19 protein-coding genes and 1 pseudogene are annotated in these 26,272 nt (G+C 56.1%); 5 read left to right on the top strand and 15 right to left on the bottom strand.

Annotated features, from left to right (window positions below):
- Positions 1 to 73 precede the first annotated feature (73 nt).
- The 4 genes from tnpA (at position 74) to ACVXHP_RS22445 (ending at position 6,279) form a co-directional block, all read left to right on the top strand.
- On the top strand, positions 74 to 3,103 hold the full coding sequence (gene tnpA / locus ACVXHP_RS22460) for a Tn3-like element Tn4401 family transposase (protein ID WP_004152392.1): 3,030 nt from the start codon (positions 74 to 76) through the stop codon (positions 3,101 to 3,103).
- Positions 3,104 to 3,209: 106 nt separating this feature from the next.
- Positions 3,210 to 4,235, top strand: a complete 1,026-nt coding sequence (istA, locus tag ACVXHP_RS22455; protein ID WP_004199214.1) for an IS21 family transposase — start codon at positions 3,210 to 3,212, stop codon at positions 4,233 to 4,235.
- Entirely contained in the window at positions 4,232 to 5,011 is a 780-nt protein-coding gene (istB, locus tag ACVXHP_RS22450; protein ID WP_004152394.1) for an IS21-like element ISKpn7 family helper ATPase IstB, read from the top strand. The genes istA and istB overlap by 4 nt, the downstream gene beginning before the upstream one ends.
- 386 nt (positions 5,012 to 5,397) lie before the next feature.
- Entirely contained in the window at positions 5,398 to 6,279 is an 882-nt protein-coding gene (locus ACVXHP_RS22445) for a carbapenem-hydrolyzing class A beta-lactamase KPC-4 (RefSeq protein WP_015062847.1), read from the top strand.
- A 249-nt stretch (positions 6,280 to 6,528) separates the two neighbouring features.
- On the opposite strand, the gene ACVXHP_RS22440 is transcribed toward ACVXHP_RS22445, so the two are convergent.
- From ACVXHP_RS22440 to frmR, 5 genes are all read right to left on the bottom strand, one after another.
- Entirely contained in the window at positions 6,529 to 7,848 is a 1,320-nt protein-coding gene (locus ACVXHP_RS22440; protein ID WP_004152397.1) for an IS1182-like element ISKpn6 family transposase, read from the bottom strand.
- 383 nt (positions 7,849 to 8,231) lie between these two features.
- Positions 8,232 to 9,068, bottom strand: coding sequence for an S-formylglutathione hydrolase (fghA, locus tag ACVXHP_RS22435; protein ID WP_071686688.1), 837 nt, complete (start codon positions 9,066 to 9,068; stop codon positions 8,232 to 8,234).
- A gap of 65 nt (positions 9,069 to 9,133) precedes the next feature.
- Positions 9,134 to 9,532, bottom strand: coding sequence for a VOC family protein (locus ACVXHP_RS22430; protein ID WP_000235177.1), 399 nt, complete (start codon positions 9,530 to 9,532; stop codon positions 9,134 to 9,136).
- Between the two features lie 41 nt (positions 9,533 to 9,573).
- Positions 9,574 to 10,683, bottom strand: a complete 1,110-nt coding sequence (frmA, locus tag ACVXHP_RS22425; protein WP_000842086.1) for an S-(hydroxymethyl)glutathione dehydrogenase — start codon at positions 10,681 to 10,683, stop codon at positions 9,574 to 9,576.
- Positions 10,684 to 10,713: 30 nt separating this feature from the next.
- A complete protein-coding gene (gene frmR / locus ACVXHP_RS22420; protein WP_001141270.1) occupies positions 10,714 to 10,989 on the bottom strand; it encodes a formaldehyde-responsive transcriptional repressor FrmR in 276 nt (91 codons plus the stop codon).
- A gap of 301 nt (positions 10,990 to 11,290) precedes the next feature.
- Between frmR and ACVXHP_RS22415 the strand changes: the two are divergent.
- Positions 11,291 to 12,727 (top strand): annotated as a pseudogene (locus ACVXHP_RS22415) (methyl-accepting chemotaxis protein); the annotation flags it as partial.
- A 147-nt stretch (positions 12,728 to 12,874) separates the two neighbouring features.
- On the opposite strand, the gene ACVXHP_RS22410 reads toward ACVXHP_RS22415, so the two are convergent.
- From ACVXHP_RS22410 to traD, 10 genes are all read right to left on the bottom strand, one after another.
- Positions 12,875 to 13,441 carry a DUF6685 family protein gene (locus ACVXHP_RS22410; protein WP_227629624.1) on the bottom strand — a complete coding sequence of 189 codons (567 nt, stop codon included), beginning with the start codon at positions 13,439 to 13,441 and terminating at the stop codon, positions 12,875 to 12,877.
- A 1,174-nt stretch (positions 13,442 to 14,615) separates the two neighbouring features.
- On the bottom strand, positions 14,616 to 15,569 hold the full coding sequence (gene repA, locus ACVXHP_RS22405) for a plasmid replication initiator RepA (RefSeq protein ID WP_265349392.1): 954 nt from the start codon (positions 15,567 to 15,569) through the stop codon (positions 14,616 to 14,618).
- Positions 15,550 to 15,627 (bottom strand): RepA leader peptide Tap, encoded by a 78-nt coding sequence (tap, locus tag ACVXHP_RS22400; RefSeq protein WP_071530466.1) that lies wholly within the window; start codon positions 15,625 to 15,627, stop codon positions 15,550 to 15,552. Before tap ends, repA (ACVXHP_RS22405) begins: the two co-directional genes overlap by 20 nt.
- 243 nt (positions 15,628 to 15,870) lie before the next feature.
- Positions 15,871 to 16,107 carry a replication regulatory protein RepA gene (repA, locus tag ACVXHP_RS22395; RefSeq protein ID WP_000081846.1) on the bottom strand — a complete coding sequence of 79 codons (237 nt, stop codon included), beginning with the start codon at positions 16,105 to 16,107 and terminating at the stop codon, positions 15,871 to 15,873.
- Positions 16,108 to 16,237: 130 nt separating this feature from the next.
- Positions 16,238 to 16,801 (bottom strand): phospholipase D family nuclease, encoded by a 564-nt coding sequence (locus tag ACVXHP_RS22390; RefSeq protein WP_063615439.1) that lies wholly within the window; start codon positions 16,799 to 16,801, stop codon positions 16,238 to 16,240.
- Between the two features lie 148 nt (positions 16,802 to 16,949).
- Positions 16,950 to 17,291 (bottom strand): hypothetical protein, encoded by a 342-nt coding sequence (locus ACVXHP_RS22385; protein WP_063615438.1) that lies wholly within the window; start codon positions 17,289 to 17,291, stop codon positions 16,950 to 16,952.
- A gap of 41 nt (positions 17,292 to 17,332) precedes the next feature.
- Positions 17,333 to 18,064 carry a type-F conjugative transfer system pilin acetylase TraX gene (traX, locus tag ACVXHP_RS22380; RefSeq protein WP_063615437.1) on the bottom strand — a complete coding sequence of 244 codons (732 nt, stop codon included), beginning with the start codon at positions 18,062 to 18,064 and terminating at the stop codon, positions 17,333 to 17,335.
- Complete coding sequence (locus tag ACVXHP_RS22375; RefSeq protein ID WP_063615436.1) at positions 18,061 to 18,627, bottom strand: DUF2726 domain-containing protein; 567 nt, start codon at positions 18,625 to 18,627, stop codon at positions 18,061 to 18,063. Before ACVXHP_RS22375 ends, traX begins: the two co-directional genes overlap by 4 nt.
- An 18-nt stretch (positions 18,628 to 18,645) precedes the next feature.
- Positions 18,646 to 23,943, bottom strand: a complete 5,298-nt coding sequence (gene traI / locus ACVXHP_RS22370; protein ID WP_063615435.1) for a conjugative transfer relaxase/helicase TraI — start codon at positions 23,941 to 23,943, stop codon at positions 18,646 to 18,648.
- A complete protein-coding gene (gene traD / locus ACVXHP_RS22365; protein WP_063615434.1) occupies positions 23,943 to 26,192 on the bottom strand; it encodes a type IV conjugative transfer system coupling protein TraD in 2,250 nt (749 codons plus the stop codon). Before traD ends, traI begins: the two co-directional genes overlap by 1 nt.
- Positions 26,193 to 26,272: the final 80 nt, after the last annotated feature.

The following is a 26,272-nucleotide window of genomic DNA, read 5'->3' as shown; positions in this document are numbered from 1 at the left end:
TAATAACGATTATTTCAGTAGAATCGAAAATGCCCCATGTTTCTACGAAACCTCAAGATAGCAAGAACGGGCCATGAGCAAGAAGAACAAGCTACTCAGCGTCCTATCCGACGCCGAACAGGAGGCCTTGTATGGCCTGCCGGAGTTCGATGATGCGCAGCAGCTGGAATATCTGGCTGTGACAGAAACCGAGTTGGCGCTTGCCAACAGCCGGCCCAGTCTTCATGCCAAGGTCTATTGCCTCTTGCAGATCGGCTACTTCAAGGCCAAGCATGCCTTCTTCAGTTTCGACTGGGACGAAGTCGAGGACGATTGCGCTTTCGTGCTGAGCCGCTATTTCCACGGCGAGGTGTTCGAACCCAAGGCGATCACCAAGCATGAACGCTACACCCAGCGCGAGCAGATCGCCAAACTATTCGGCTACTGGCCGTGGTCGGCCGCCTTCCTGCCGCAGCTCGAGCAGCAGGCCGCACGGACCGTGCGGCGTGACGTAACGCCGGGGTTCGTCGCCGCCGAGCTGATCGTCTGGCTCAATGAGCACAAGATTATCCGGCCCGGCTATACGACCTTGCAAGAGTTGGTCAGCGAAACGCTATCCGCCGAGCGCCGGCGCCTGGGCAATCTGCTGGAGCAAGCGTTGGACGAATCTGCCAAGGCCGCGCTGAGCCAGCTTCTGGTCCGTGATGACACCCTGTCGCAACTGGCGGCGCTCAAGCAGGACGCCAAGAATTTCGGCTGGCGCCAGATGGTCCGCGAGCGCGAAAAGCGCGCCACGCTGGAGCCGCTGCACGCAATCGCCAAGACACTGCTGCCTAAACTCGACGTCTCGCAGCAGAACCTGCTGTACTACGCGAGCCTGGCAAACTTCTACACCGTCCACGACCTGCGCAATCTGAAGGCCGATCAGACCCAACTCTACCTGCTGTGCTATGCCTGGGTACGCTACCGGCAGCTCTCCGACAACCTGGTCGATGCGATGGCGTACCACATGAAGCAGTTGGAGGACGAAAGCAGCGCTGGTGCCAAACAATCCTTTGCCGACGAGCAGGTGCGCCGTCAGCAGGAAACGCCGCGGGTAGGCCGCCTGCTGTCACTCTACGTTGATGATAGCGTGGCCGATCCCACGCCCTTCGGCGAGGTGCGGCAGCGCGCCTACAAGATCATGCCTCGCGATACGCTGCAAACCACGGCGCAGCGTATGAGCGTGAAGCCGGCGAGCAAGCTGGCCTTGCAGTGGCAGGCGGTGGACGGGCTGGCCGACCGCATGCGCCGCCATCTTCGTCCACTGTACGTTGCGCTCGACCTCTCCGGCTCCAATCCAGACAGTCCATGGCTTGCCGCGCTGGCCTGGGCCAAAGGTGTTTTTGCCAAGCAGCAGCGGCTGTCGCAACGGCCACTCGACGAGTGGCCCGCGGCGACACTTCCGAAACGCTTGCGGCCGTACCTGCTGACCTTCGACGCCGACGGTAAACCAACCGGCCTGCACGCTGACCGCTACGAGTTCTGGCTGTACCGCCAGATCAGGAAGCGTCTCCAATCGGGTGAACTCTACCTCGACGACAGCCTGCAACACCGGCACTTCTCAGATGAACTGGTTGAGATGGACAGGAAGATCGATGTGCTCGCAAAAATGGAGATCCCCTTCCTGCAGCAACCCGTCCATGCCCAACTCGATGCGCTGACTGCCGAACTGCGCACGCAGTGGCTGGCGTTCAACCGCGAGCTGAAACAGGGCAAGCTGACGCACCTCGAATACAACAAGGACACGCAGAAACTGACCTGGCGCAAGCCCAAGAGCGAGAATGAGAAAGCGCGCGAAAAGGCATTCTACGAGAAGCTTCCGTTCTGCGACGTGGCCGACGTGTTTCGCTTCGTCAACGACGAGTGCAAGTTTCTGTCGGCGTTCACGCCCATGCAGCCGCGCTACGCGAAGAAGGTCGCCGACGCTGACAGCCTGATGGCGGTCATCATCGCGCAAGCGATGAACCACGGCAACCACGTCATGGCGCGCACCAGCGACATCCCGTACCACGTGCTGGATAGCGGCTACCAGCAGTACCTGCGCCAGGCAACGCTGCACGCGGCCAACGACTGCATCAGCAACGCCATCGCCACGCTACCGATCTTCCCATACTACTCGTTCGACCTCGAAACGCTGTACGGTGCCGTCGACGGGCAGAAATTCAGCGTCGAACGGCCGACCGTGAAGGCGCGCTATTCGCGCAAGTACTTCGGGCGCGGCAAGGGCGTGGTCGCCTACACGCTGCTGTGCAACCACATCCCGCTCAACGGCTACCTGATCGGCGCGCACGACTACGAGGCCCACCACGTGTTCGACATCTGGTATCGCAACACGTCGGACATCATGCCGACCGCGATCACCGGCGACATGCACAGCGTCAACAAGGCCAACTTCGCCATCCTGCATTGGTTTGGCCGGCGGTTCGAGCCGCGCTTCACCGACCTCAACGCGCAATTGAAAGAACTCTACTGCGCTGACGATCCAGCACAGTATCAGGCGTGCCTGATTCGGCCAGTCGGGAAAATCGACTGCGATCTCATCCATCGCGAGAAGCCGAACATCGACCGGATCGTCGCCACACTCGGGCTGAAGGAAATGACGCAGGGCACGCTGATCCGCAAGCTGTGCACCTACACCACGACGAACCCGACGCGGCGCGCGATCTTCGAGTTCGACAAGCTCATCCGCAGCATCTACACGCTTCGCTACCTGCGCGATCCGCAACTGGAACGCAACGTGCACCGCTCGCAAAATCGCCTCGAGTCCTACCATCAGCTACGCTCGGCCATTGCCCAGGTCGGCGGTAAGAAGGAACTGACCGGTCGCACCGACATTGAAATCGAGATCAGCAACCAGTGCGCACGGCTGATCGCCAACACGATCATTTTCTACAACTCGGCAATCTTGTCGCGGCTGGTGACCAAGTACGAGGCGGCCGGCAACAGCAAGGCGCTGGCACTCATCACAAAAATTTCGCCTGCGGCATGGCGGCACATCCTGCTCAACGGGCACTACACCTTTCAAAGCAGCGGCAAGACGATCGATCTCGATGCGATCGTCGCAGGCCTGGAACTGGAGTGACGGAATTTTCAGCGGTTCCGTGTTAGCAGCAGTGTAAAACTGACCCACCCCAGCGAAGTAAAACTGATCCACCTGGGCTAGTTTGGCGGCCTTTTCGAGGCCGTCGATGTTGACCCAGGAGCAAACCGTGGAAATCAGAGTTCTTGCCCGACAGGGCCACTCCATCCGGCACATCGCCCGCACGTTGGGGGTCTCGCGCAATACCGTGCGCCGCTACCTCCGCGATCCGTCGGTAGCGCGATACCAGCCCCGTGAACCACGCCCCACCAAACTGGGGCCATTTGAATCTTATCTGCGGCAACGGGTCGAGCAGGCCCACCCCATCTGGCTGCCTGCCACCGTCCTGAATCGGGAAATCCGCGCTCAAGGGTATGGCGGCGGTCTCTCGTTATTGCGCGCCTTCCTCGCCACGCTCAAGCCCGCCCGCCGCGAAGCAGGTCCGGCCGTCCGTTTCGAGACCGAGCCCGGACGGCAGTTGCAGGCTGATTTCGTGGTCTTGCGCCGGGCCAGATCCCCCATGTCGGCCTTCGTCGCCACGCTGGGATACAGCCGCATGACGTTTGTCACCTTCGTACCGGACGAATCCTTCGAGTCCGTGCGGGACTCCCTGTTGCTGGCTTTTGACTATCTGGGCGGTGTGCCCCGCGAGGTGTTGTTCGACAACATGAAGACCGTGGTGCTGGAACGCGATGCCTACGGTGACGGCAAGCACCGTTTTCACCCCGGCTTGCTTCAACTGGCCGATGACCTGGGGTTCCGGATCCGGCTGTGTCGCCCGTATCGGGCCCAGACCAAAGGCAAGGTCGAGCGCTTCAATCGCTACTTCCGCGAGAGCTTCTACAACCCGTTGCTGACCCGGATGAAGGGCACGGGGCTGCTGCTCGATTGTGCTGCTGCCAACCGACGCGTCCGTGACTGGTTGGCAGACGAGGCGAATGTGCGGGTCCACGCCACCCTGAACGAGCGCCCCATCGACCGTTGGCGGCAGGAGCGGGAACACCTGCAACCCTTGCCATCCCGTGTGCGGCGCGACGAGGCCCCCCTGCTGGATAACAGTCTCCGCCCGGTACCACTGGAATCTCTCCAGCACCCACTGTCTGTCTATGACGCAATTGGGGAGGCCTGCCGATGAACCTCCAGCATGAGCGGATCGACGCCCTGTGCCAGCAACTCAAACTCGAACGGGTGGCAACGCATTACCCCGTCCTGGCGCAGCAGGCGGTGCGCGAGGACTTCAGCTTCACCGACTTCCTGGAACACCTGTTGCGGCATGAAGCGGGGTGTCGCCAGCAGCGCAGCCGCGAACTGCTGACGCGGATGGCTTGCTTCCCGGGCATCAAGACCCTGGAGGACTATGACTTCAGCTTCAACCCCGGCGTGCCCAAGGCACTGGTGCAGGAGCTGGGCAGTCTGGCGTTTGTCGAACGGGCCGAGAACGTGGTGCTGATCGGACCCTCTGGCATCGGCAAGACCCACCTCGCCATCGCCTTGGGTTACAAGGCCGCGCAAGCCGGGGTCAAGACACGCTTCATCACGGCAGCCGACCTGATGCTGCAACTGAGCACGGCGCAGCGACAAGGGCGGCTGAAGGAATACTTCAACCGCGCCATCCTCGGTCCACGGCTGCTGGTGATCGATGAGATCGGCTACCTGCCTTTCGGACGCGAGGAAGCGAACCTGTTCTTTCAGGTGGTGGCGAAGCGCTATGAGAAAGGGGCGATGATCCTGACCTCGAACCTGCCGTTCAGCCAGTGGGCCGACGCGTTTGCCGGCGATACCACCCTGACAGCCGCGATGCTGGATCGGCTGCTGCACCATGCCCATATCCTGACCCTGAGCGGCGAAAGCTACCGCTTGAAGGACAAGAGGAAGGCGGGAGTGGTCAGGAAAAATTCCAAACCCGAATGATCCAGGTGGGTCAGTATTACTTTGGTGATTCAGGGGTAAAGTGGGTCAGTTTTCAGTTGGTGTTGACACCGGCGTACCCTCGGTGCTATCTTCGCGCCCCAATAGTCGGGGCTTGGCCAGGACTTCCTGAGGCCGTCCGTAACGTGGATGCCGAGGTCAGGCGAGGTGGCCGACCCATGAACGCCGACCTGATTCGTTTTTCAATAGCGCTGGACGTTGTGGTGCCAGGGACTTACCAACCCGATGTGTGCCCATCCGGGGCAGTTACAGCCGTTACAGCCTCTGGAGAGGGAGCGGCTTGCCGCTCGGTGATAATCCCAGCTGTAGCGGCCTGATTACATCCGGCCGCTACACCTAGCTCCACCTTCAAACAAGGAATATCGTTGATGTCACTGTATCGCCGTCTAGTTCTGCTGTCTTGTCTCTCATGGCCGCTGGCTGGCTTTTCTGCCACCGCGCTGACCAACCTCGTCGCGGAACCATTCGCTAAACTCGAACAGGACTTTGGCGGCTCCATCGGTGTGTACGCGATGGATACCGGCTCAGGCGCAACTGTAAGTTACCGCGCTGAGGAGCGCTTCCCACTGTGCAGCTCATTCAAGGGCTTTCTTGCTGCCGCTGTGCTGGCTCGCAGCCAGCAGCAGGCCGGCTTGCTGGACACACCCATCCGTTACGGCAAAAATGCGCTGGTTCGGTGGTCACCCATCTCGGAAAAATATCTGACAACAGGCATGACGGTGGCGGAGCTGTCCGCGGCCGCCGTGCAATACAGTGATAACGCCGCCGCCAATTTGTTGCTGAAGGAGTTGGGCGGCCCGGCCGGGCTGACGGCCTTCATGCGCTCTATCGGCGATACCACGTTCCGTCTGGACCGCTGGGAGCTGGAGCTGAACTCCGCCATCCCAGGCGATGCGCGCGATACCTCATCGCCGCGCGCCGTGACGGAAAGCTTACAAAAACTGACACTGGGCTCTGCACTGGCTGCGCCGCAGCGGCAGCAGTTTGTTGATTGGCTAAAGGGAAACACGACCGGCAACCACCGCATCCGCGCGGCGGTGCCGGCAGACTGGGCAGTCGGAGACAAAACCGGAACCTGCGGAGGGTATGGCACGGCAAATGACTATGCCGTCGTCTGGCCCACTGGGCGCGCACCTATTGTGTTGGCCGTCTACACCCGGGCGCCTAACAAGGATGACAAGCACAGCGAGGCCGTCATCGCCGCTGCGGCTAGACTCGCGCTCGAGGGATTGGGCGTCAACGGGCAGTAAGGCTCTGAAAATCATCTATTGGCCCACCACCGCCGCCCTTGCGGGCGGCATGGATTACCAACCACTGTCACATTTAGGCTAGGAGTCTGCGCGGCAGAGCCGTGTGACCGGTTTTCTGTAGAGCACTGACGATGGCGGCGGCGCTCTCTGCAATTGGCAAGGCGTCGGCGCCAAGGATACCAATCTTGCGGCGCGCGGCGTGTTATGACGACTGGGGTGCATTTGAGCCGCCCCATTTAACCTTCGCCCTCACAGATACGCCATTCGCCTCAGATTTAGCGCCATGCAGACGAGCTTCCACTCGGCTTGCACCTTGTCCAGGCCCCTCATGCTGAACTGACGCAATCCCATCACCGCCTTGATCCAACCATTCGGAGCCTCCACGATCGACTTGCGCCGGCGGTAAGCTGCATCGCCTTGCTCCGTTTTCAATTTCGCCGCAATCGCCGCCGTATGCGGATGGGTCTTGGCATTGACCTTGGCATCTTCACGTCCCTCGCGGCCGAGGGCAACGATGACATCGCCGTGGTGATCGGCGACCTTTGCCAGAACAGCCTCACTACGGAATCCCGCATCCGCCAGCGTCTGGGCCGGCATTTCTCCGGTGTTGGCCTGAACTGCTGCCAGCATGCCCAGCAGCGCCTGACTGTCCGCGGCGCAGTTGGTCAACTCCGCCGCCACGATGATCTGGTGCTCGGCATCGACCGCTGTGTACCCGTTGTAGCTCTGCTCGGAGCCACCACCGGCGTGTTTCATGATCCGGCTGTCCGGATCGGTGAAGCTTTCCTGATCACGGTCATCCGGCACACCAAACTCGCGTTTGTACGAGCCACCGCCCTTGTCCGAGCCATCCGGATGGCGAGGCCGGCGGCCATCGTCTTCGCTGCGCCCCCGGGCCTGGTCCGCTTCACGCTGGCGCGCTTCCAGGCGCGCCTTTGCCGCCTGGATCGCCTCCAGGCGCTTCTCGCGGCGAGAAATCTCGGCAGGAATGTCCAGCTCCGGCTCGTTACGCTCCTGGTCGTCGGTAGCCTTGGCGCGATCAAGCAGCGCCTTGATCTCGCAATGCAATTCGTCCTCGGCCGGCTTCATGCGCTTATAGCTCATCGCCTTGTGGCGGCTGGCGTTGGCTTTTACCTTGGTGCCGTCGACCGCGATCGTGCCAAGCTTCACCAGCCCACATTCGCGCGCCAGTTGCACCACCTGAACGAACAAATTCTCAAGCTCGGTCAGGTGTAGGGCACGGAAGTCACTCAGCGTGCGGTGGGCCGGGAAGTTTCCAGCGGCCAGCACACGCAACGCGACATCCTCGTACAGCTTCCTGGCTAGTTTGCGCGAAGAGAAGACGCCGCTCGCGTAACCATAGATCAGCACTTTGACCATCATCGCCGGATGAAACGGCTGATTGCCCGGACCACCGCCGGCATACCGGGCGTGGAATGCGCTCAAGTCCAGCGTATCGACAGTCTCGCTGATGAAGTAGGCAAGATGCCCTTCAGGTAGCCACTCTCCCAGAGAAGGGGGCAGCAGATAGGATTGGTCGGGTCGGTAAGGAAGGTAACTGGCAGCCATCCCCGTATCGTCCTCGATCTTCCGCCGATTTGGCTTCTGCCGCGCAGGCTCCTAGGCCACCGTAGCTAAACATACGAGAAAAACCGCTTCTTGAGCGCTCTCTGAGACCACCTTGCCGACAACGCAGAAACGGTTGCGGAAAAATCGGCGTTTCCGGCGTACGCCACCCGACCTGGACGAACTATTGCGGACCTGGAACTGGAGTAGCGGAATTCCCCGGGGTTTCAGCGTCGCGCCACAGCGCCTCAGATAGATGCGGTAGCCTTTGGCGGGTCGTCATGCCGCGGACCACCCCCCCAAAAAATTCCACAATGCGGAATGGCGGAATTTTCTGGGGTTCCCGCTTACCCCCCCAAGCACATTTTCTGAGGCTGGAAATCAACTCATGCTGACAGCCTGAGCCTGTTGGCATGGTAAGCAATGTGCTCACCAATAAAGCTGGAAATGAAATAATAGCTGTGGTCGTAACCAGTATGATATCGGAATGATGCGTTGATGTTCATCTCGTTGCACACTCTTTCAAGACTTTTAGTGCGTAACTGATCTTCATAAAAGGCGTCACTTAATCCCTGGTCAATAAAAATTTCTGGTAATTTCGCACCCTGTAAAATGAGACTGACGGGATCGTAGTGCTCCCACGTTTTTTTATTTTCACCCAGGTACGCGGTGAATGCCTGTTGTCCCCATGGCACCTGAGAAGGTGACACTATTGGTGAAAATGCCGATACACTCACATATTCATCAGGATTTCGCAGCGACAGAACCAGCGCTCCCAGCCCCCCCATGGAGTGACCGGATATTGATTTCCTTGATGTTACAGGTAAATGCTCCATGACAACATCCGGAAGCTCATGGAGAATATAGTCATACATCCTGTAATGCGTGTTCCACGGATGTTCCGTCGCGTTCAGATAAAATCCGGCACCCTGGCCCAGATCGTAGCTGTCAGCATCTGCGACATGCTCTCCACGGGGACTGGTATCAGGAACAACGACGATGATGTTGTTCCTGGCGGCATAATGCTGCATACCCGATTTGGTGATGAAATTCTGCTCCGTACAGGTCAGACCCGAGAGCCAGTACAGGACCGGCAGTTTTTCTGTTGCTGCTTTGGGGGGAAGATAAACACCGAAATTCATCCCACAATTAAGTGTTTGTGAATTATGGCGGTATACGTTTTGCCAGCCGCCAGCGCTGGCATGCTGCTCGATGAGTTCCATCAGCCTCTGTCTCATGGTTATTTCCCCTGACAGGGAGTCAGGGGAAGTCTCTTTATAGCCGGACGTCAGATGAACGTATAAGCCGTGATTTTGTTACCCGCAGGGTCTCGCAGGTAGGCTGCATAGGCTCCAGGGAGATGGCTGCGCGGGCCAGGCTGACCTTCATCTTTCCCTCCGGCGGCAAGGCCCGCGGCGTGGAAAGCATCAACTTCTTCCGGACTTGCAGCTGCAAAGCCGACAGTAACGCCGTTGGCCGATGGCGCTTCACCGTTGCCCGGATGTGCAATAATAAAGGCTGGCTTTTCGCGACCATAAAGTACCCAGCCATTGCCAAACGGGCCGAGGTTATTGATGCCAAGCGTACCGAGGACAGCATCGTAAAAATCAGCGGATTTTTCAACATCGGATGCACCGATGAAGACGTGGGAAAAAACGTCATTACCAGAAATTACAGGTGTTGCCATGATCCATTTCCTTCAGTTGGTTTGACTCAGTTAAGACGCTATCAGTAACGGATTACCGTACGGATTGATTTACCTTCATGCATAAGATCGAAGGCCTCATTGATTTCATCCAGCGTCATCGTGTGGGTAACAAATGGCTCCAGTTCAATTTCACCCTTCATGGCATCTTCTACCATGGCCGGAAGTTGCGTACGGCCTTTCACTCCGCCGAAAGCAGAACCTTTCCATACGCGCCCGGTAACGAGCTGGAATGGACGGGTGGATATCTCCTGCCCGGCGCCGGCCACGCCGATGACAATGGACTGGCCCCAGCCACGGTGAGCACTTTCCAGCGCCGCACGCATAACGTTGACGTTACCGATACATTCAAAAGTGTGGTCAATGCCCCATTTGTTGATTTCAAGCAGCACATCTTTAATCGGTTTGTCATGGTCGTTCGGGTTGATGCAGTCGGTTGCACCGAACTGACGGGCAAGTTCGAATTTGGCCGGGTTGGTGTCGATAGCGATAATGCGTCCTGCTTTTGCCTGGCGAGCCCCCTGAACGGCAGCCAGACCGATTGCGCCAAGACCAAAAATAGCGACAGAATCTCCAGGCTGTACTTTCGCTGTGTTGTGAACAGCGCCAATCCCGGTAGTCACGCCACAGCCCAGCAGGCAGACGTGTTCATGGTTTGCCTCCGGGTTAATTTTTGCCAGAGAAACCTCGGCCACTACCGTATACTCACTGAAGGTGGAGCATCCCATGTAGTGGTAAAGAGGCTGGCCATTGTAAGAAAAGCGGGTGGTTCCGTCAGGCATCAGTCCTTTTCCCTGAGTTTCGCGAACCGATACACAGAGGTTCGTTTTCCCGGACTGACAGAATTCACACTCCCCGCATTCGGCGGTGTAAAGCGGAATCACATGGTCTCCCGGCTTCACGCTGGTCACGCCTTCACCGACCTCCACGACGACACCGGCCCCTTCGTGGCCGAGAACCACCGGGAAAACGCCCTCAGGATCGTTCCCGGAGAGGGTAAAGGCATCGGTGTGGCAGACACCGGTGTGGGTATTTTTAATCAGCACCTCGCCTTTTTTAGGTGGTGCAACATCAATTTCAACAATCTCCAGGGGCTTCCCTGGTGCAAATGCAACGGCAGCACGTGATTTCATATGTAAATTATCCTCAATGTGATGGCTTAGCTATTTAAGATAGGCGCGAACCAGTTCAATCGTATCGTCAACGGATTTACTGATTTCATGGCTGTAGCTGTCATTCTGGTCAAAGGTTTCCCGTATGTGGCTCTCGAGCACCTCTGCCATAAGACCGTTAGCTGCTCCGCGAACGGCAGCTATCTGCTGAAGAATGGAACGGCATTCAGCACCATTTTCCAGCGCTCTTTCCAGAGCATCAATCTGACCCCGAATGCGGCGAACACGGGTAAGGACCTTTTTTTTCTCTTCAGGAGTACTGGGCATTATTTACCTCACCATTTTTGATTTTATATACTATAGTGGAGTATATAATTATCGTCAATGCATACTCCACTATAGTATAACTAAGAATAAACATAACTACCTTTATTTACGATATAAATCATATATTTATATTATTTTTGGCTGTGATACTGTCGGAAGGAAAGTTACTACAAAAATGATATCTACCGATACGGGATTTGGGGCATAGGCGGTTCTGTTAAATTTCGCCAGATATTGGCTCATCATTGATGGTCAAAAAATGAGCCTAACGTACAATAATTTTCGATATCCAAACTGACCCCTATTAGGCCAGCCTCACAACATCGTAAGACACCCAGATATGCCGCCTGCTGCATTTGAGCATATGTGGAGTACATTAAAATCTGGCCGCTCATGGATGGGGCTAGTAAAAAATCGCTGTAAAAATGGCGACCACTATTGGGTAAGTGCTTATGTAACGCCAATAGCTAAGAATGGTTCGATTGTTGAATACCAGTCTGTAAGGACCAAGCCTGAACCTGAGCAGGTTTTGGCTGCGGAAAAATTATATGCTCAATTGAGAAGCGGGAAGGCCGCGAGGCCGAAATTGGCTGCTAGCTTTTCCGTGAAAATACTCTTGCTCATATGGGGTAGTATTATATCAAGCGCAATGGCTGCCGGCATGCTTACTGATACATCAATAAGCAGCTTATTGTTAGCCACTTTAATGTCAGGAAGCTTAAGCTCTGTTAGTGTTTTGGCTATTCTCTCTCCTCTTGGAAGACTGGTTGAAAGAGCCAGGAATATTTCCAATAACCCATTAAGTCAATCCCTCTACACTGGGCGCACCGATGAGTTTGGCCAAATAGAGTTTGCTTTACGAATGATGCAAGCTGAAACAGGCGCCATAGTAGGTCGCATAGGTGATGCATCAAATCGGCTTAGCGAACACACCCGAGGCCTACTAAAGGATATTGAGTCAAGCAATGTACTTACAGTTGAGCAGCAGGCAGAGACAGATCAAATAGCAACGGCAGTAAACCAAATGGTGGCAAGCATTCAAGAGGTTGCGAGCAATGCACAGCATGCTGCAGATGCGGCCGGAAGAGCAGACACTGAGACGGCATCTGGCCAGCGTCTGGTAGCCCACACAAGCCAGTCAATCACTGCCCTTGAAGGTGAAATTAGGCAAGCCACTCAGGTTATTCATGAGCTTGAAGGTCAAAGTAACGAGATATCAAAAGTTCTTGACGTTATACGAGGGATCGCCGAGCAAACGAATTTGTTGGCACTCAACGCAGCAATTGAGGCCGCGCGTGCTGGTGAGCAGGGGCGTGGTTTTGCTGTTGTCGCCGATGAGGTTCGCAGTCTTGCTGCTCGCACACAGCAATCGACAACGGATATTCAAAGCATGATCAGCGCTCTACAAGAGCGAGCGCAATCCGCTGTTACAGTCATGGAGCAAAGTAGTCGGCAAGCGCACACGAGTGTAGCTCACGCAGAGGAAGCAGCTACAGCTCTTGATGGAATTGGCCAACGCGTTAACGAAATTACCGACATGAACGCGCAAATAGCGACTGCGGTCGAGCAGCAGGGAGCAGTAAGTGAAGACATAAACCGCAGTATTATCAATATACGCGATGCTGCTGATACCAATGTACAGACCGGGCAGAATAATTTGCAAAGTGCGAAATCTGTCGCTCAGTTAACTAGCGCTCTGAGCGAACTGGCAAAACAGTTTTGGGAAAAACGAGGATAACGCTTTTCAGTATCTCGACAGGGATAACTTACTTTACCATCGGTTATCCCTTTTAGCCGCACAAATTTTAGCCATGGCTTTTCAGGAAGTCAGGGCTATCAGAATGGCCTTAGAAAGCCTAGTCAAAGAGCTGTCACGAGAACACCGTTAGCTTAGCGTACGATTTTTTCCGAATTCTGCGGTTCCCCCTAATTCCCAGTGACGCATATTTTTTCGCAGGTGCTCTTCAGTCACAGGTTCAGCCAGCTCACGGCATCTCAGTACAGGAAACTCATCGATGTCCCGGATATCATGATCCATAGATTTCGAGGCTGAAATCCCCCGAATATCTGTGATATCGCATGAAAAATGAGGGATATTTTCTTTTCTAATCAGTTGCTGAACCTCAGGAACAGCAAGTGAATGGCTTTCGAGCCGGCGCTGGTAGCCCGGTTTGCGGTAGTCGATCGTCCAGGGACGGGAATGAAATGATGACAGAGAAAAAGACATCCAGTCCTGCCAGTAGACCACCGACCGTGTCCAGAACGTGTCGACAGGGGCGATGATCGGACAGGGAATTAGCTGCCCGGAAGCAATAGCACCCTCCAGGCGGGCTGGCCTTCCCAGAGAATGCTGGATCTCCTCACGTATCCAGCCAGCTGTTCTGCGCCAGACAGAAGGCCTGGCTTCTGCCGCCTGATCGACAAATTTACCTCTTCCCGGTTCATCGCTCATATGCTTTCCCTGATGGTCATATTAGTCCTGATCACGTCCGGCCAGCCTTAGCGTAGCTAAGGATAATCGCGAAAATATACTACGGCAGAGGCTTAACGTCAGTATTTCTACTGCTGAGCATAAGCTGTGGTCACGAATGCCGCCAGGCGGCATGGAGGCGCCAGCAGGTGGTAAACAGAATACTGATGGTGAGTGGCGCCGGGACCCGGCGTAGCCGGAAATGCTGCTTCAATATTCGGGTTAAGAATGCCGAGCAGCGCGCAGGCATTCCGGGAATGCGCCAAAGGCGCATAGAGGCGCCCTCAGAAGTTGACCAGAGCACGGTTGTTAATGGCGCCGTAGCCCGGCGCAGCCGGTTACGCTGTTGATAGGTTCCACCAATCCATCCCTTCGCCCTGCTAAGCCATAACCCGCTTATAGCTATGATGTGGTTTCATTAAGCCCTTTTAACTCCGGTGAGCGGGCTGTACGGCGCTTGCGACGTACAGCGCGTGATTTCCGGAGCCGTGGCGCCGGCAAGGCCGGTGCCCGGGGGCTGTATTGAGAACCTGCCGCGATGTTACTGGCAGCCACTCAAATGTTTAGTTACATCATCCAGCATTAAAAGCGATGTTGTTCCGGGCCTTCGGCCCGGGGCGGCCTCGCTTTTTAGTGGTGGGAGGGGCTGTGATGGTTCAGGTGTGCACGATTCACGTCTTTGCGTGAATATTTTGTATGTTGTAACTATTTTATATGACTAATGCCCGCCGCGTAGTGGCGGGAGGTACATTTGCTGTTTCCGAACCGGCGCGGACGTAGTCCGCTGCAAGGGCGGACATTATCCCGTTTTCCACAGGAAAGCGGGACTGAATAAGATCCGTTTTTTAATTGAATGATTAAAAAGCGCAAAGGCGCGTAAGCGTTCGTTGGTAAGAAATAGCACAGGGCTACCAGAAGATTAAGAAAAACTTGCGGGTAATACTTCCAGTCATTGCCGGTAAGAAGTCCTCTATGTTTGCGGATATTTGTGCATAACTACAGGGACATGACCAGGTTGCATCATCAGGGTTTTTTTCGCCGGTAATGCGTGTCGTAACGGCAGGCTTTATTGATTGTTTTTTAGCCTGTTTTTAAACGCGGGGAAGCACAAAAACCGCCAGCGGCGGTAGAGGAAAAACGTGGAGTGAGCGTTAAGTTAGCCTGGTGGCTCAGCGTCAAAATTGAGCTTGATCTGACGCAGGTAATGATAGACCAGCAACTCGAAATCATCCGGAGTCATGCCTGAGACTTCCGGCCGCGTGTTGATCAGCCAGGCTGCAATCTGGAACTGCCGGTCATCGAGCTGGGTAGAACGCGCAATTCTGGAAAGGCGCTTCTGTTCTATCGCTCGCTCGCGGCGAACCTTCAGGGCCTGCGCCACTTTCTCGTCAAAGAAGCGCTGTCTGGCCGCTTTTACGGACATCACTTCGCCAGGGGCAAGAATCCCCTCAGCCAGCGCGCGCAGACGTTCTTCACGCTCTTTGAACAGCAGATCGAGATTGACCTGGAGGAGCTTGAAAAACTGCTCTGTTAACGTGACATGACGCGGGAGGTATGTTTTTGTGTACGGGTCCAGGCGACGCATGTACGGCTCGATAAGGCCGTAATTTTCTAACAGATCGAGTGCGCGGCAAATGCGGGAAGGCGTGACCTCTTCACCAGGTATTACCTCACCCCGGGAATCTTTTGGACTTAATGCCTTGCATATCTGTGAACTGTTGAGGGCGACGTTAAACGTGGCAATGTCGCAGCCGCTGACCAGCAGAACGGCCAGTGCATCGAGGAGATGCTGGCGTTCCTGTCGGAAATCGCGCTCACGGCCAGCATTTGTGCGCATATGCACGAAATACGGATGCCGCGAGAAACGGCGTTTCTGGGCACGATGATACCCGTCCCGAAGTACTTTCGGGAGCTCGCTAAAGTTCGCAGGTCGAAGATATTTAGGATCAGCACACTTACACGCCGTCGAGTGTGTTCCGCGACGACGGCGTGTACGCTTCGGAGAAACAACAACAGAATCGCGTGCTTCACGCAGATTCGCTAAGTCGTATTCCGACCAGTCGAAATAGGTAGAATCGGAAAATGTTCCGCTATTCAAACCCGCCCGCACTTATGTTGCACGGAAGGAGCAAATGGCGCAGAAACAGGTGTTGAACTTTTCTGAGCATAAAACTATACTCCCTGCATAGAGCAACAGCTTCTATACAGTTTAGGTAAGCCCCGGTAATCTTCTTCGTCGCCAAACATTGAAAGATTATCGGGGTTTTGTCTTTTCTGGTCCCGGGTAGACACCTCATCAGAACCAGTTCCCTGCCACCTTACGGCGTGGCCGGCCATCAAAATTCTTTAAACGATCAGTAATCTAGCACTACGTGCCCACTCAAGCAAGAATGTCAGCCCATAACGCCAGTTTAACTGGCTTTGTCGATTAAACGGCTAAACAGTTCTGCCTGACTCAGACCGCTTTCTGCACACATTTCCTGAAATTTGCTCTTGAGCTCTTTAGGCACAAGGATCTTAATTTCTTTATGCGTTTCACGTTTCCGCGCAACAAAACTTTGTTGTCGCTCAGAAGCACTCAGCGGATGGCCTTTGCGGTACGCACGTTTTTCTTTCGATGAGGAAACTGCATTTCCAGGCTGCGACATCTCTGCCTCCTCAAGGATCAAATCTGGATCTTTGCAGAGAATACTACAGATTCCTGAAATCAGCGACTTACTTTATGAACGTAACCTGTGTTGGCGCACGGTTTACGTTTCAGGATCGTTTATTGAAATGTCAGTACGTCTGTTTCCAGTCCGTTCCCTGCGCCCAGCGGGATGTCCAGTGATTCAGGTAGCTGCGTGCTAAGACTGGGTCATCCCAGACGACAAGCACGTTCTCCGAATTCGAGCGGTCTGCAGCCCGGCTGAAGTTAAATGAGCCGACCTGGGTGTTGCGGCCATCAGCGACGATCACTTTGTCGTGGAGAATTTTGTAAGCACTGACTGTACGAACCGGGATGCCGGCACCAACCAGAAGGTTCATGGCTGCTTTACTGGCTTTGTTGTTGTTCCCGGCATTAGCTTTCCAGTCCAGAACCACGCCCACATCGATCCCCCGGTGTTTTGCCCTGACAAGCGCCCCGACCACCTCCGGGGAGGTGAAGGAGTAGCCCATCAGACGGATTTCCTGTTGCGCGGTCTCAATTGTCTTAAGAACCAGCTGGAGAGCTGTACCTTCCGGAGAAAATCCTGCCTCAACGGTGGCTGCGTAAGTATTCGGTACTGGCACGCACAGAACCAGACCGAGCAGACTGGGCAGAAACCATCGGCACATATGTTTTTTAGACATTATTTGCATGGTATTTCCTTCGCTGGATGTATTCAGAAACGCCGGAATCGGGGGAAACTTGCTTTTCCCCGATTGCCGGGGTTGGACAACGACGCCCTGCGGAGGCGTCAGGCCGTTTAGTTGAACAAACAGGATCATGCGGAAGTTTTTTCGGCCCTCAAGCTTTGTTCCCCTCGATCCATTGCGGGTAGTCCTTGCTGATATCGCATCGCAGCGTTTTATTGCCAACGCTGATGATGTAACCCGGAGAATACTTCTTCTCACCATCGCTACAGCGGTTATCCTCCTTCAGGCTATTTGCCTTTATCACCTCCGCCAGAATCTGTCGCAGAAGCACGTTAGTCGTGACCTGCTCAGGCACCGCGGTAGGCGCTGCCATAATCTGTTCAGGTAGTTCTGAATGGATAAGTACAGGCCCTTTTGACGAAGCAAACGTCGGCCCGCTTAATGACAGGCAACCGGAGATAACCGCAGATAAAGCGATTTGCTTATTTTTCATGTGAATTCCTTTTGTTTGATTGAAGCAACAGTAAAAACAGGTCAGAGAACACTGACCAGAAAACCAATACACAGCAGATGGAGGGCATAGGCTGGTGCAAACCACCGTCCGGCCTGCAGGCGTCGTCCGGGAGCCGGTACCAGCCCGTGCACGCAAAACAGCACAGTCAACGTCAGCAGTACACCGGAAAGCGTCATCACATCACCATGTCGGGCATTAAGCAGGGCGACCAGCAACAGCCAGACAGCAAACAGGGCTGGCCGCAGTGTGTCCCGGACCTGCCAGACAAGCAGCGCGCCGGCGAGCATCAGTAGACCGGGTATACCGTAACTGGCAGAGCTAAGCGGTAGATATCCCACCAGGGCCATGAACGCTGCAACGCCATTAAGCACGGTCGTTGCCTGCAGGAAGCGGGTCACCTGCATGACAACAGCGAAAGCGAACAGGATATTCAGTTGCCACCACATGAGTCCGGCTTCCCTGAAGGCCAGCCAGTAACCCGGCTGGGCCAGGAGTGCCATCAGCCACAGGCGGTTGAGGCTGTGCTGACGCAGGGTTTTGCCTGCCATGTTGCAGCCACTGACCAGCGCAAACAGGGGGAATGCACAACGCCCGACCATGTTCAGTAAGGGTATCTCCAGCAGGAAGGCAGTGGCGATGTGGTCCCCCACCATTGCCATAAACGCGGCCATCCGGATGACATCGCGCTGCAGCGCGGAGAAATTCAGGGTCAGCCTGAAAGGATGCAGGGCAACAGATTTACCCGGATTCATGTTGCAGCCTCCTGTCGTTGTGCGCAAAGGTGTGCTCTGACGCGCTCCGCCAGCTGTTGCTCATCATCGCCACGCAGCAGCGGGATACCCGCCTGTTTCAGCACCTCTTCCAGCAGCAGGTCACGTCGCTGACGTTTCGGCGCCTGATGGGAACGGTCGTCCAGCTCTACTGCCACAATGATTCTTCCGGTGCGGTCCGTGATAACCACATCGCAGTGCCACTGCGATACCAGGCGGAACAGTTGCCACCATTCACGGCTCCCGGACTTACGATCGGGCGCCACTCTGACGATATCGGCCACACGAACCTGCGGACACAGCCGCCACTGGCGGGTATCGGTCACCCTGTCGAGCCGGCGCAGAAAACGCTGCTCCCGCTCCGTCATCAGCTGACCGGCACTGACGAACGACGGTCGGCGGCACAGCAACAGTTCAGTTCTGCCCGGCCGAATCCCTTTTTCACGCAGCATCTGCAAAAGCGGATGTCGGGCCGAACCGGCCTGCCTGAGCAATACCACAAATCCGGCGAGCAGAACGGCAATGATGAATATTCCGGTAAACATACACATATCCTCCCTGAATCAGTCCCCACCGAGCGTCTTTTCCAGCTCAATGTCTTTTTCCGGTACATTCACCACCCACTCACGCTCGGTACGCAGCATCTGTTCGCGCACCTGCTGGCGGATACCCCGACCGTCAGCCACCGCTTCCTTAATGGCCTCTTCCAGCTCAAGCTCTCCCCGTGCTGTACCGTCACGCAGCCGACGTTCTTCATCAGCAGACAACAGGGGTTCGGGCCTGGTGCTCTCCTCACCCGGCACTGCCGGCAGCAGTTCCTGCCGGGCCTGCTCCGCCAGCTCCCGGGCCGCTTTTTCCTGTGCCTCTGCCAGTTTCTGCTGCTCATCCGGAGGCAGCGTAATGGGGTCTTCCGCTTTCGCCGCTGATTCAGCCTCCGCCACGCTGCGCACTGTCCGTGCCACCTCATCAGGCTCCGAGATCCGTCCCCCGGTCAGGCGGGCTGCATTGAGCAACCGTTCTTCGCCGTGCAGGCGTATCACCACCCCGCTCTCCGGGTTCTCCTGTGCCAGGCGCAGCGCCGTCTGTGCATCATCAGCAATGAGTGTCTGTCCGTTACGGCTGGCCTGCAGGCCGGCAAACTGCGCATCCTCCCCACCACGCAGCCGGGACTCATCACTGAGCACCACGCGCATCCCGTCATCCTCAATCCGGATTTCGGTCAGCAGTGCCCCGGCTTCTTTTCCGTGACGGGTCCACGCCGGCAGGGCTACATAAGGTGTCGGGTATTTCCTGCCGGCAGCAATGAAGCGCGCCATTGTTTCACCCTCAAGGCCGTTTTCCGCCAGAACCCTGCGTCCCAGCGCGGTTTTATCCAGCCGTGAGGCGGTGGCCAGCAGTCGGTTGCCGGTGTCGGATTCATGGTCACTTTTCTGGTGCAGCAGGTCGTGGGCGGTCTGTCCGGCATTTGAGTGCCGGGCATCGCCACTCCAGCCAGCCAGATCGTCGGTATAGACCTGCACATGCTCTTTTGCGCGTGACAGTGTCACGTAGGTGGACTCCAGAGACGCCATTCTTTTCCTGCCACCTTCGGTACCGGTCAGGGCAATGGCAAAGCGTTCACTGGCCCCCTGCACGCCATACACCGTCAGGGCATAGGCGAGGTCAATATGACGGTCCTCCGTCATGGCCTGCGGGTCGACAATTTTCTCCTGATCTCCCTGGCGAAAGCGGATGGCCCCGTCGTCAGTGAACCCGGCCACCTCCCACAGGCTGTTGGCCACATAGCCGCGGTCGGTGTCCGAGCGGGTAAAGCGCACCCTGTCCCCCTGACTGATCGTCAGATCGCGGGGTGTGAAGAGGGAAATATCCTGTGCAGTGTTCTGCTGAGGAGAGATCAGCACCGACTCCCCGTCAGCATTACGCAGCGTGACCACGGCGTCCTGCATATCCACCTCCGCCACAGTCCAGTAGCGCTCGTTCATCATGGCCACGGCGCCGGTGTACTCAGCAAAGGTTTCAGCCGCACGCAGGGCGTTGTCAGGCACCCGGAGCGGCTCCAGGACGGTGAACGTGCGTTCTTCAGCACCTGTATCGCCTTTCTCATGCCGGGCGGCATGTATGGCATCATTGATGGCATGACGGTCGGCGTTGAGTTCTGCCACAACCAGCGTCTGCTGCTGCGCCTCCGGGGTGCGCCCCATCCAGTCATCCCGGATGGCTTCAATGATGTCGGTCCGGACCAGTGACAATTGCTCTGGTGTCAGTGTCTGTTCACCGGCGACAGGAGTGTCCTGCTCCTGGTCCTTTTTCGGCGCACGGATTTCCATGACGGAATTCCCGGGCACCCAGGCTCCTTCCTGACGTGGTACCTGTTGCGGGCTGACGTCATCCACCTGGCGCAGTGATGTATCAACCTGACCTGCGATGATGCTTTCAATCGCCGGGCGCAGCGCCGGGGTCTGGCGGACAATCTCCTGCATCACCACCGTATCGATGGCACTGCGCTGCTGCACCAGGCGGAACGGCAGACCGGTTGAGATGGCCTGCAGCTGCGCGGTATCCCCGCTGGAGACCATTCGTCCGCCGCCTGCGGCAACCAGCTGATAGAGCTCGGCCATATCACGGTTACCCACCATCGAGCTCTCATCGGTCAGGAACAGGACATTGCGGAAGTCCGGTGTTTCCCCGGCTTGTATGGCCAGCCGGGTTTCACTCAAAAAACTGGCGAGCGTTCGTGCCTCCACCCCGGCCTCACGCATCTCATGCACGGCCCGGTGCGTGGGTCCCAGGCCAATGACCTGCGGGCGCACGGATTCAGACAGGGTGTTCAGGGCACCCATCACCGCCCGGAACTGGGTGGTTTTCCCCACACCGGCATACCCCTGAATGGCCATAAAGCGGTCGGTGTTTTCCAGCACTGTCCGCGTGGCCTCCCGCTGGCCTGCCGTCAAACCGGCCAGCACTGAGGCAGGCGTCAGCGCCATCAGGGGCTGTACCGCATCCTTACCCTCAGCAATATGGCGGATGATGGTCTTTTCCATCTCATACGCCACTCGCGGAACCAGCACCCTGTTTCCCGCCCCGGAAACTGAATCCAGTTGTATCAGATCCCCACTGTCCACCTGCCGGGCGATTTCAGTCCGGACATCAGTCAGCGGCTGGCCGGATTTTACCGCTTCTGACAGCAGGGCAATTTCACTGAGGTGTACCTGTCCCTGCTGCGCGCGCGGGATGGCCAGACTCACCGCCTGCTCAGCATCCGACATCAGGCGGTCACGACTGGCCTGTATAGCAGTATCCAGATTTGCCTCGCCGGTCGACTGACGGACCTGGTCACTGGCCAGTCGCACGGCAGACACACTCTCCACTTTGCGTGCTGCCTGCCGGCCTTCCAGCGGCGTATAAATCCGGATGTCGCTGCCGCTCTGCGCCAGCGCGTTCAGGGTCTGTTTATTAAGCCCGCGCGGACCGACGGCGGCCAGTACCGTGCGCGACGCGCTGGTACCCGCTCCGGTCCCTTCCACATAGTCATGGGCCAGCTTCACGGCCCGTTCAGTGGGCAGACGCAGTTCCCGGTCGCCGCTGCGCAGCCGTACCACGCCATTTTCCAGCCCCGCCACGGTGAACTGCTCTTTCGCTTTGATGGCTCCCTTCAGCTCTCGCCCCAGCGCCCTGACGCGGTCCCCTTCAGAAACCGCCAGTGTCCGGCTGCGGTACAGGCTCCAGCTGCCGTCCAGTTGCGTCACCTTCAGTGTCAGACGACTACCGTCTTCCCCCTGCAGCACCAGGCTGTTAGTGGCCTCAGCCACCCGGTCAATGGTGTGCCGGGTCATTGTTTTCTTCTCAGCGTCCCACTGCTCCATCACCATCCCGGGCCGGTAGTTATCACGCTGATGACGGGTTTTGCTGTCCAGCCACACCGGCTCCAGTACCCGGAGTGTCACCTGCTCCCGGCCCAGCTCACCCGCATCACGGCGCATATCCCGGATAACCTCCGTCAGATGCTGCTGTTCCCGGGCACCGGTCACCTGGGCCACGACATCCCGCCCTTCAGCAGACAGGCGCACGTACTCCTGCGCCAGCTGGCCATAACGGGTACGCTTGTCCGCCTCGCTGACCAGTCGTACCTCCGGCAGTTGCGTACCGTAAAACCGGTACTGTGGAATATCCGCCTCTTTCAGCACAGACAGCGCGTTCCCCGTTCCCTGTCGGTTTTCCGTATCCATAAAAATCAGCTGCGCACCGGCGCTGAGCGCCTTTTCCTGCAGCAGCACGGTTTCTTTCAGCGACAGTCTCTCCGCCCGGTCAACGATAACTGTGCCCTGCACCGGCAATACGGTGTCTGCATTCATCTGCGAGCGCAGCATTACATGGCCTGCCAGATGCGGGCTTTCTGACAGAAACTGGCCACTGCGACCGTCGGCTGCAATTATCATCACCTCACGGCCCTGTGCGCGGGCCATCATGGCCACGTCTTCCGTGCGCTCACGCAAGGTTTGCGCGCCTCCGCGACCGCTGAGAATAGCCACCGGGCTTTTATCCTGGGTCAGCACAGAGACAGCATCACCTGCCGGCATATCGCGCTCTTTTGCCCGTTCAGGAAAGACCAGCACGGTTTGCTCCTGAATGGCCGTGCGCGCCAGCTGATGGACACTGAGTTCGTTCAGCAGGTGGATATCGGAAGTAAAAATACCCTTTTCACGGTCAAGCGGGATAAGTCGCTGCCCTTCAATCGCGGCATCAATGCCGGCACGGGCCTGCTCAAACAGACCTGACGCTGACGGCAGACGACTGACCGTGCCGGCCAGCATTTCGGACCAGGTAAACTGGACCTTCTTCTCCGACAATGCCGAAATCGTGTCACTGACGGCTTTCTGCACGTCTGACTCAGAAATCTGAGCGGTAGACACACTGGCGGGCTGGCCTGTTGAGCGAATACCCTCTGTGCCACCAACAACAGGGCCAGGTGGTTCTGCCCGTGTCTGCGCCTGGCCGATGTAGTTATCGATATCGAATTTTTCATCGGTCAGCCGCCGGCGCCATTCAGCTTTCAGCAGATCCGGGTCCGCCCAGGCTTTAGCCTGGCGGGTATCGAGTGCAGCAACGTCGCGGGATTTTTTGGACGCATCTGGCCCTGCCGCTTCGCTGATAGCCTGACTGCGGGTCGAAAACGGCGCAACAGGAACATCCTTTAACTCCCAGAGACCATTTTTACCGGCAGCAACCGTTTCATAACCGAGTTTTTCCGCCTCCTGTCTGAATGGCTGTAATACGAGGTTTCCGATCGCCACCTGCAGCGCATACAGATTTTCACCGAATCCGGTTTTCATACGTGTATCGCTGGCCAGCGCCCGCCATTTGTCTTCCGCAAACGTGGTATTGAACACCAGTGCATGCGTATGGATCTGCGGATCTAAAGCACGGGAGGTATCATGATTGTATAGTGCGGCCACCATGTTTCCCGTCAAAACGGTGTCGGTTTTTCCACTGTCTGTGATGCGCGCGCTGATAAGCTTCTCTACTTCTTTCATGCCGTTTTCCACACTGCGGTTCCACGCATCAAGCAGGCGGGTATCACCACCAATGAGGATCATCATCGATACACTTTTGGGGGCTGAAAAAGTCAGGTCGTAGCCGCTGCGGTGTTTATTCACCCCATTGACCATCCTGGAGAGATCGGTGCCGTCAGGAAGTTTGCCCTGACGTATCGCATCCATATCAGCGTTGGCGACTTCGCCCTTCAGGCCCAGTTTCTCCGCACCATCTCCCAGCCAGCGAGACTCCAGCGAACCGCTGGCATAGTAGTTGTCTTCATGACTGTAATAGGCCGAATCACCCTTTATAGAAGAAATTGAGAGCATCAGAACACCTCCCTGTCGTCATCAAAGTCATGCGTTTTATCTGTCGCATGATTGATGTTGACCTCTTCCCTGCGTGTCATATCGCGAGTCTGGTGTGAGGTCTGAGCCCATGCCTCATACGCTGCGAAATCCACAACCTCACCGTCGCTGTTCAGGCCCGGCGGCATATCCTGAGGTAAATCCTGTTCGATATCACGCTCAGTCCCTCCGGTGGAGGCTGAGCCACCTTCAGCGGTAACTGCAGTGGAAGCCGTGTTTTCGGTATCTGCATCGCCGGAACCCCCCTCTGTCTGCAATGGCCACGTCGCAGGAGGCGTGTTCGCTTCCGCGAGGACAGCAGCCACCAGGTCGGCAGAAGGGGGAGGGGTATTCGAAAGATTCCCCTCCGGTATAAACGCACCGCCCGGAACAGCCTGAATCAACGATTCTCTCTCGAACAATCCGGCAAACTTGTGCCGTTCTTCTTCACTGCGGCGCCGAATTTCATCCTCAAGCGTCTGATCAAGACTCGTCTGTACGTCACGCAGCAACAGGGCATCTGCCACTTTGGGCATTGCCTCATAGCTCATGGAGAGTTTTACAACGGGATAGTCACCGGGCAGGGTGACATAACACTGCAGATCGTTAAGTTTCTGGACGTCTGAATAGGTCACCACCGTGACACGCTCTTCCTCCTTGCCGAAAGAAATCCCGTCACGGACCTGCTCATGGCCGAAGCTGGTCTGTTCGTTGAATTTTTTACGCCGGGTTTCCCCCAGATCTTTTTCTACAAACTGCGCAATTTCCGCACTCGGGGAACGAAAGAAGAATTTGGTATTCAGCAGGTCAAACAGTCCCGCAGCGGCTTTAGGACCATAGATTTCTTCCATCTGGGCGATGTTCTGAAAACCCAGCACAAAACAACCGCCAAATTTACGGGCTTCTGAAATAATCCGCGGTAATGAAGACAATTTATGCAGCGACGCCAGTTCGTCATAGAAGAACCAGACACGCCGCTGCCGGTTCGGCCCCATAGCGAGAAGACTGGTGGCGGCAATGCTGAGCCACAGTGAAATAAGCGGCTTGAGGGACTCATGGTTTTGTTCATCGGAGGTAATGAAAAGCCAGCCATTCTTCGATTTATCGGTCTGGCCTTTCATCCATTCCCGGATGGTAAACTTCTCCCGCCCCGGACGATCAATGCCCTGCAGGTAGCGTAGAGCTTTAACGTAGTTTGTCAGCACGCTCCGGATAGAGATGGCTGTCTTCTCTATTTTTCCGTCAACCAGTGTGGAGGCTGGCGTACCGGCCAGGAAAGCCCGCAGCTGGTCCAACTTTATGGCCAGAAGTGTACGCAGGAATTTGTTGTAGCTGCGATCTTCGTCCTTACGCATGCGCTCAGCACCTTCCGCGAAGATGGTGCGCGCACTGCCCTGCCAAAAAGGATCTTCACCACTACTAGCCGGGATCAGGGTCGTACTGGCATTCTCCAGTTCGGCGATAGAGCGGCATTCCTCCCACAAATCCCAGTTCGGGCAACGGGAATCCAGCGCATTAAGCACTTTATCCCGGGATTCGTCGTAGAAATCCTCAACGAAAGTACAGCCTTTGTCGTAGATAATGACCAGATCGCCCCTGTCACGCAGCTGTTTTAAAATCTTGCGCATCAGGGTGGATTTACCGGTTGATACCGTGCCATGCATAGCCATATTCTGAATTTCAGAATCCAGCTTCAGCGGCAGGTCATCAATACGAATATCAGATGCTTCCCCGCGTTTTTTCATCATCCGGGCAACTTCTTTTGGCGATTCGCAGAGTACCCGGCCCCCGATAATTTCATCCTCACTCTGTTTACGGCCAGCACGCCCGAGATACCAGTACACGGCCAGTGTGGCCAGAAAGGCGATCAGCAGCGCGGCACATCCTGCAATAACCAGTTCCTGTTTCAGCAGTTGGCCGCAGTACATGGTGTAACTGTCACTCAACACCTGCCTGGCGCTGTACTGCAGGTTATGTTCGTAATAACGGATGGTATAGACAGGCTGACTGACCATTTTTTCAGTAAAGGGCGACATTACCCGAACAAACCAGTAAATAATGCCGTTGGTCAGATTCTGAATACTCATTCGCATAAGCAGGACGGCGATGCCAAATAAAACCGTCCCCATAATAACGTAATAAGAAATCAGGTTATTTATTTGCAGGAACATTTTCAGGCGCATGAATGCGACCTGACCGCCCTGCGTTAAGTCGCGAGGATTCAGACTCATTATATTTTCCGTAAATTATTTAATAACGACAGGAAATAATATTTACAATAGATAGCGAGAAATAAGAGCGGTCAAGCAAC

The sequence above is a fragment of the Citrobacter freundii complex sp. 2025EL-00176 genome, assembly GCF_053309355.1.
Note: the sequence above shows the minus strand (reverse complement) of the source record. Positions and strands in the feature narration are given on the sequence as shown.

What these genes read in the sequence shown, in the direction of transcription:
- frmA (WP_000842086.1), bottom strand. Translation starts at nt 10,683, where the DNA reads ATGAAATCACGTGCTGCCGTTGCATTTGCACCAGGGAAGCCCCTGGAG.
- ACVXHP_RS22390 (WP_063615439.1), bottom strand. Translation starts at nt 16,801, where the DNA reads ATGCAAATAATGTCTAAAAAACATATGTGCCGATGGTTTCTGCCCAGT.
- istB (WP_004152394.1), top strand. Translation starts at nt 4,232, where the DNA reads ATGAACCTCCAGCATGAGCGGATCGACGCCCTGTGCCAGCAACTCAAA.
- ACVXHP_RS22440 (WP_004152397.1), bottom strand. Translation starts at nt 7,848, where the DNA reads ATGGCTGCCAGTTACCTTCCTTACCGACCCGACCAATCCTATCTGCTG.
- traD (WP_063615434.1), bottom strand. Translation starts at nt 26,192, where the DNA reads ATGAGTCTGAATCCTCGCGACTTAACGCAGGGCGGTCAGGTCGCATTC.
- traI (WP_063615435.1), bottom strand. Translation starts at nt 23,943, where the DNA reads ATGCTCTCAATTTCTTCTATAAAGGGTGATTCGGCCTATTACAGTCAT.
- ACVXHP_RS22385 (WP_063615438.1), bottom strand. Translation starts at nt 17,291, where the DNA reads ATGAAAAATAAGCAAATCGCTTTATCTGCGGTTATCTCCGGTTGCCTG.
- traX (WP_063615437.1), bottom strand. Translation starts at nt 18,064, where the DNA reads ATGAATCCGGGTAAATCTGTTGCCCTGCATCCTTTCAGGCTGACCCTG.
- tnpA (WP_004152392.1), top strand. Translation starts at nt 74, where the DNA reads ATGAGCAAGAAGAACAAGCTACTCAGCGTCCTATCCGACGCCGAACAG.
- repA (WP_000081846.1), bottom strand. Translation starts at nt 16,107, where the DNA reads ATGTCGCAGCCTGGAAATGCAGTTTCCTCATCGAAAGAAAAACGTGCG.
- frmR (WP_001141270.1), bottom strand. Translation starts at nt 10,989, where the DNA reads ATGCCCAGTACTCCTGAAGAGAAAAAAAAGGTCCTTACCCGTGTTCGC.
- ACVXHP_RS22430 (WP_000235177.1), bottom strand. Translation starts at nt 9,532, where the DNA reads ATGGCAACACCTGTAATTTCTGGTAATGACGTTTTTTCCCACGTCTTC.
- ACVXHP_RS22410 (WP_227629624.1), bottom strand. Translation starts at nt 13,441, where the DNA reads ATGAGCGATGAACCGGGAAGAGGTAAATTTGTCGATCAGGCGGCAGAA.
- fghA (WP_071686688.1), bottom strand. Translation starts at nt 9,068, where the DNA reads ATGGAACTCATCGAGCAGCATGCCAGCGCTGGCGGCTGGCAAAACGTA.
- ACVXHP_RS22375 (WP_063615436.1), bottom strand. Translation starts at nt 18,627, where the DNA reads ATGTTTACCGGAATATTCATCATTGCCGTTCTGCTCGCCGGATTTGTG.
- tap (WP_071530466.1), bottom strand. Translation starts at nt 15,627, where the DNA reads ATGCTCAGAAAAGTTCAACACCTGTTTCTGCGCCATTTGCTCCTTCCG.
- ACVXHP_RS22445 (WP_015062847.1), top strand. Translation starts at nt 5,398, where the DNA reads ATGTCACTGTATCGCCGTCTAGTTCTGCTGTCTTGTCTCTCATGGCCG.
- istA (WP_004199214.1), top strand. Translation starts at nt 3,210, where the DNA reads ATGTTGACCCAGGAGCAAACCGTGGAAATCAGAGTTCTTGCCCGACAG.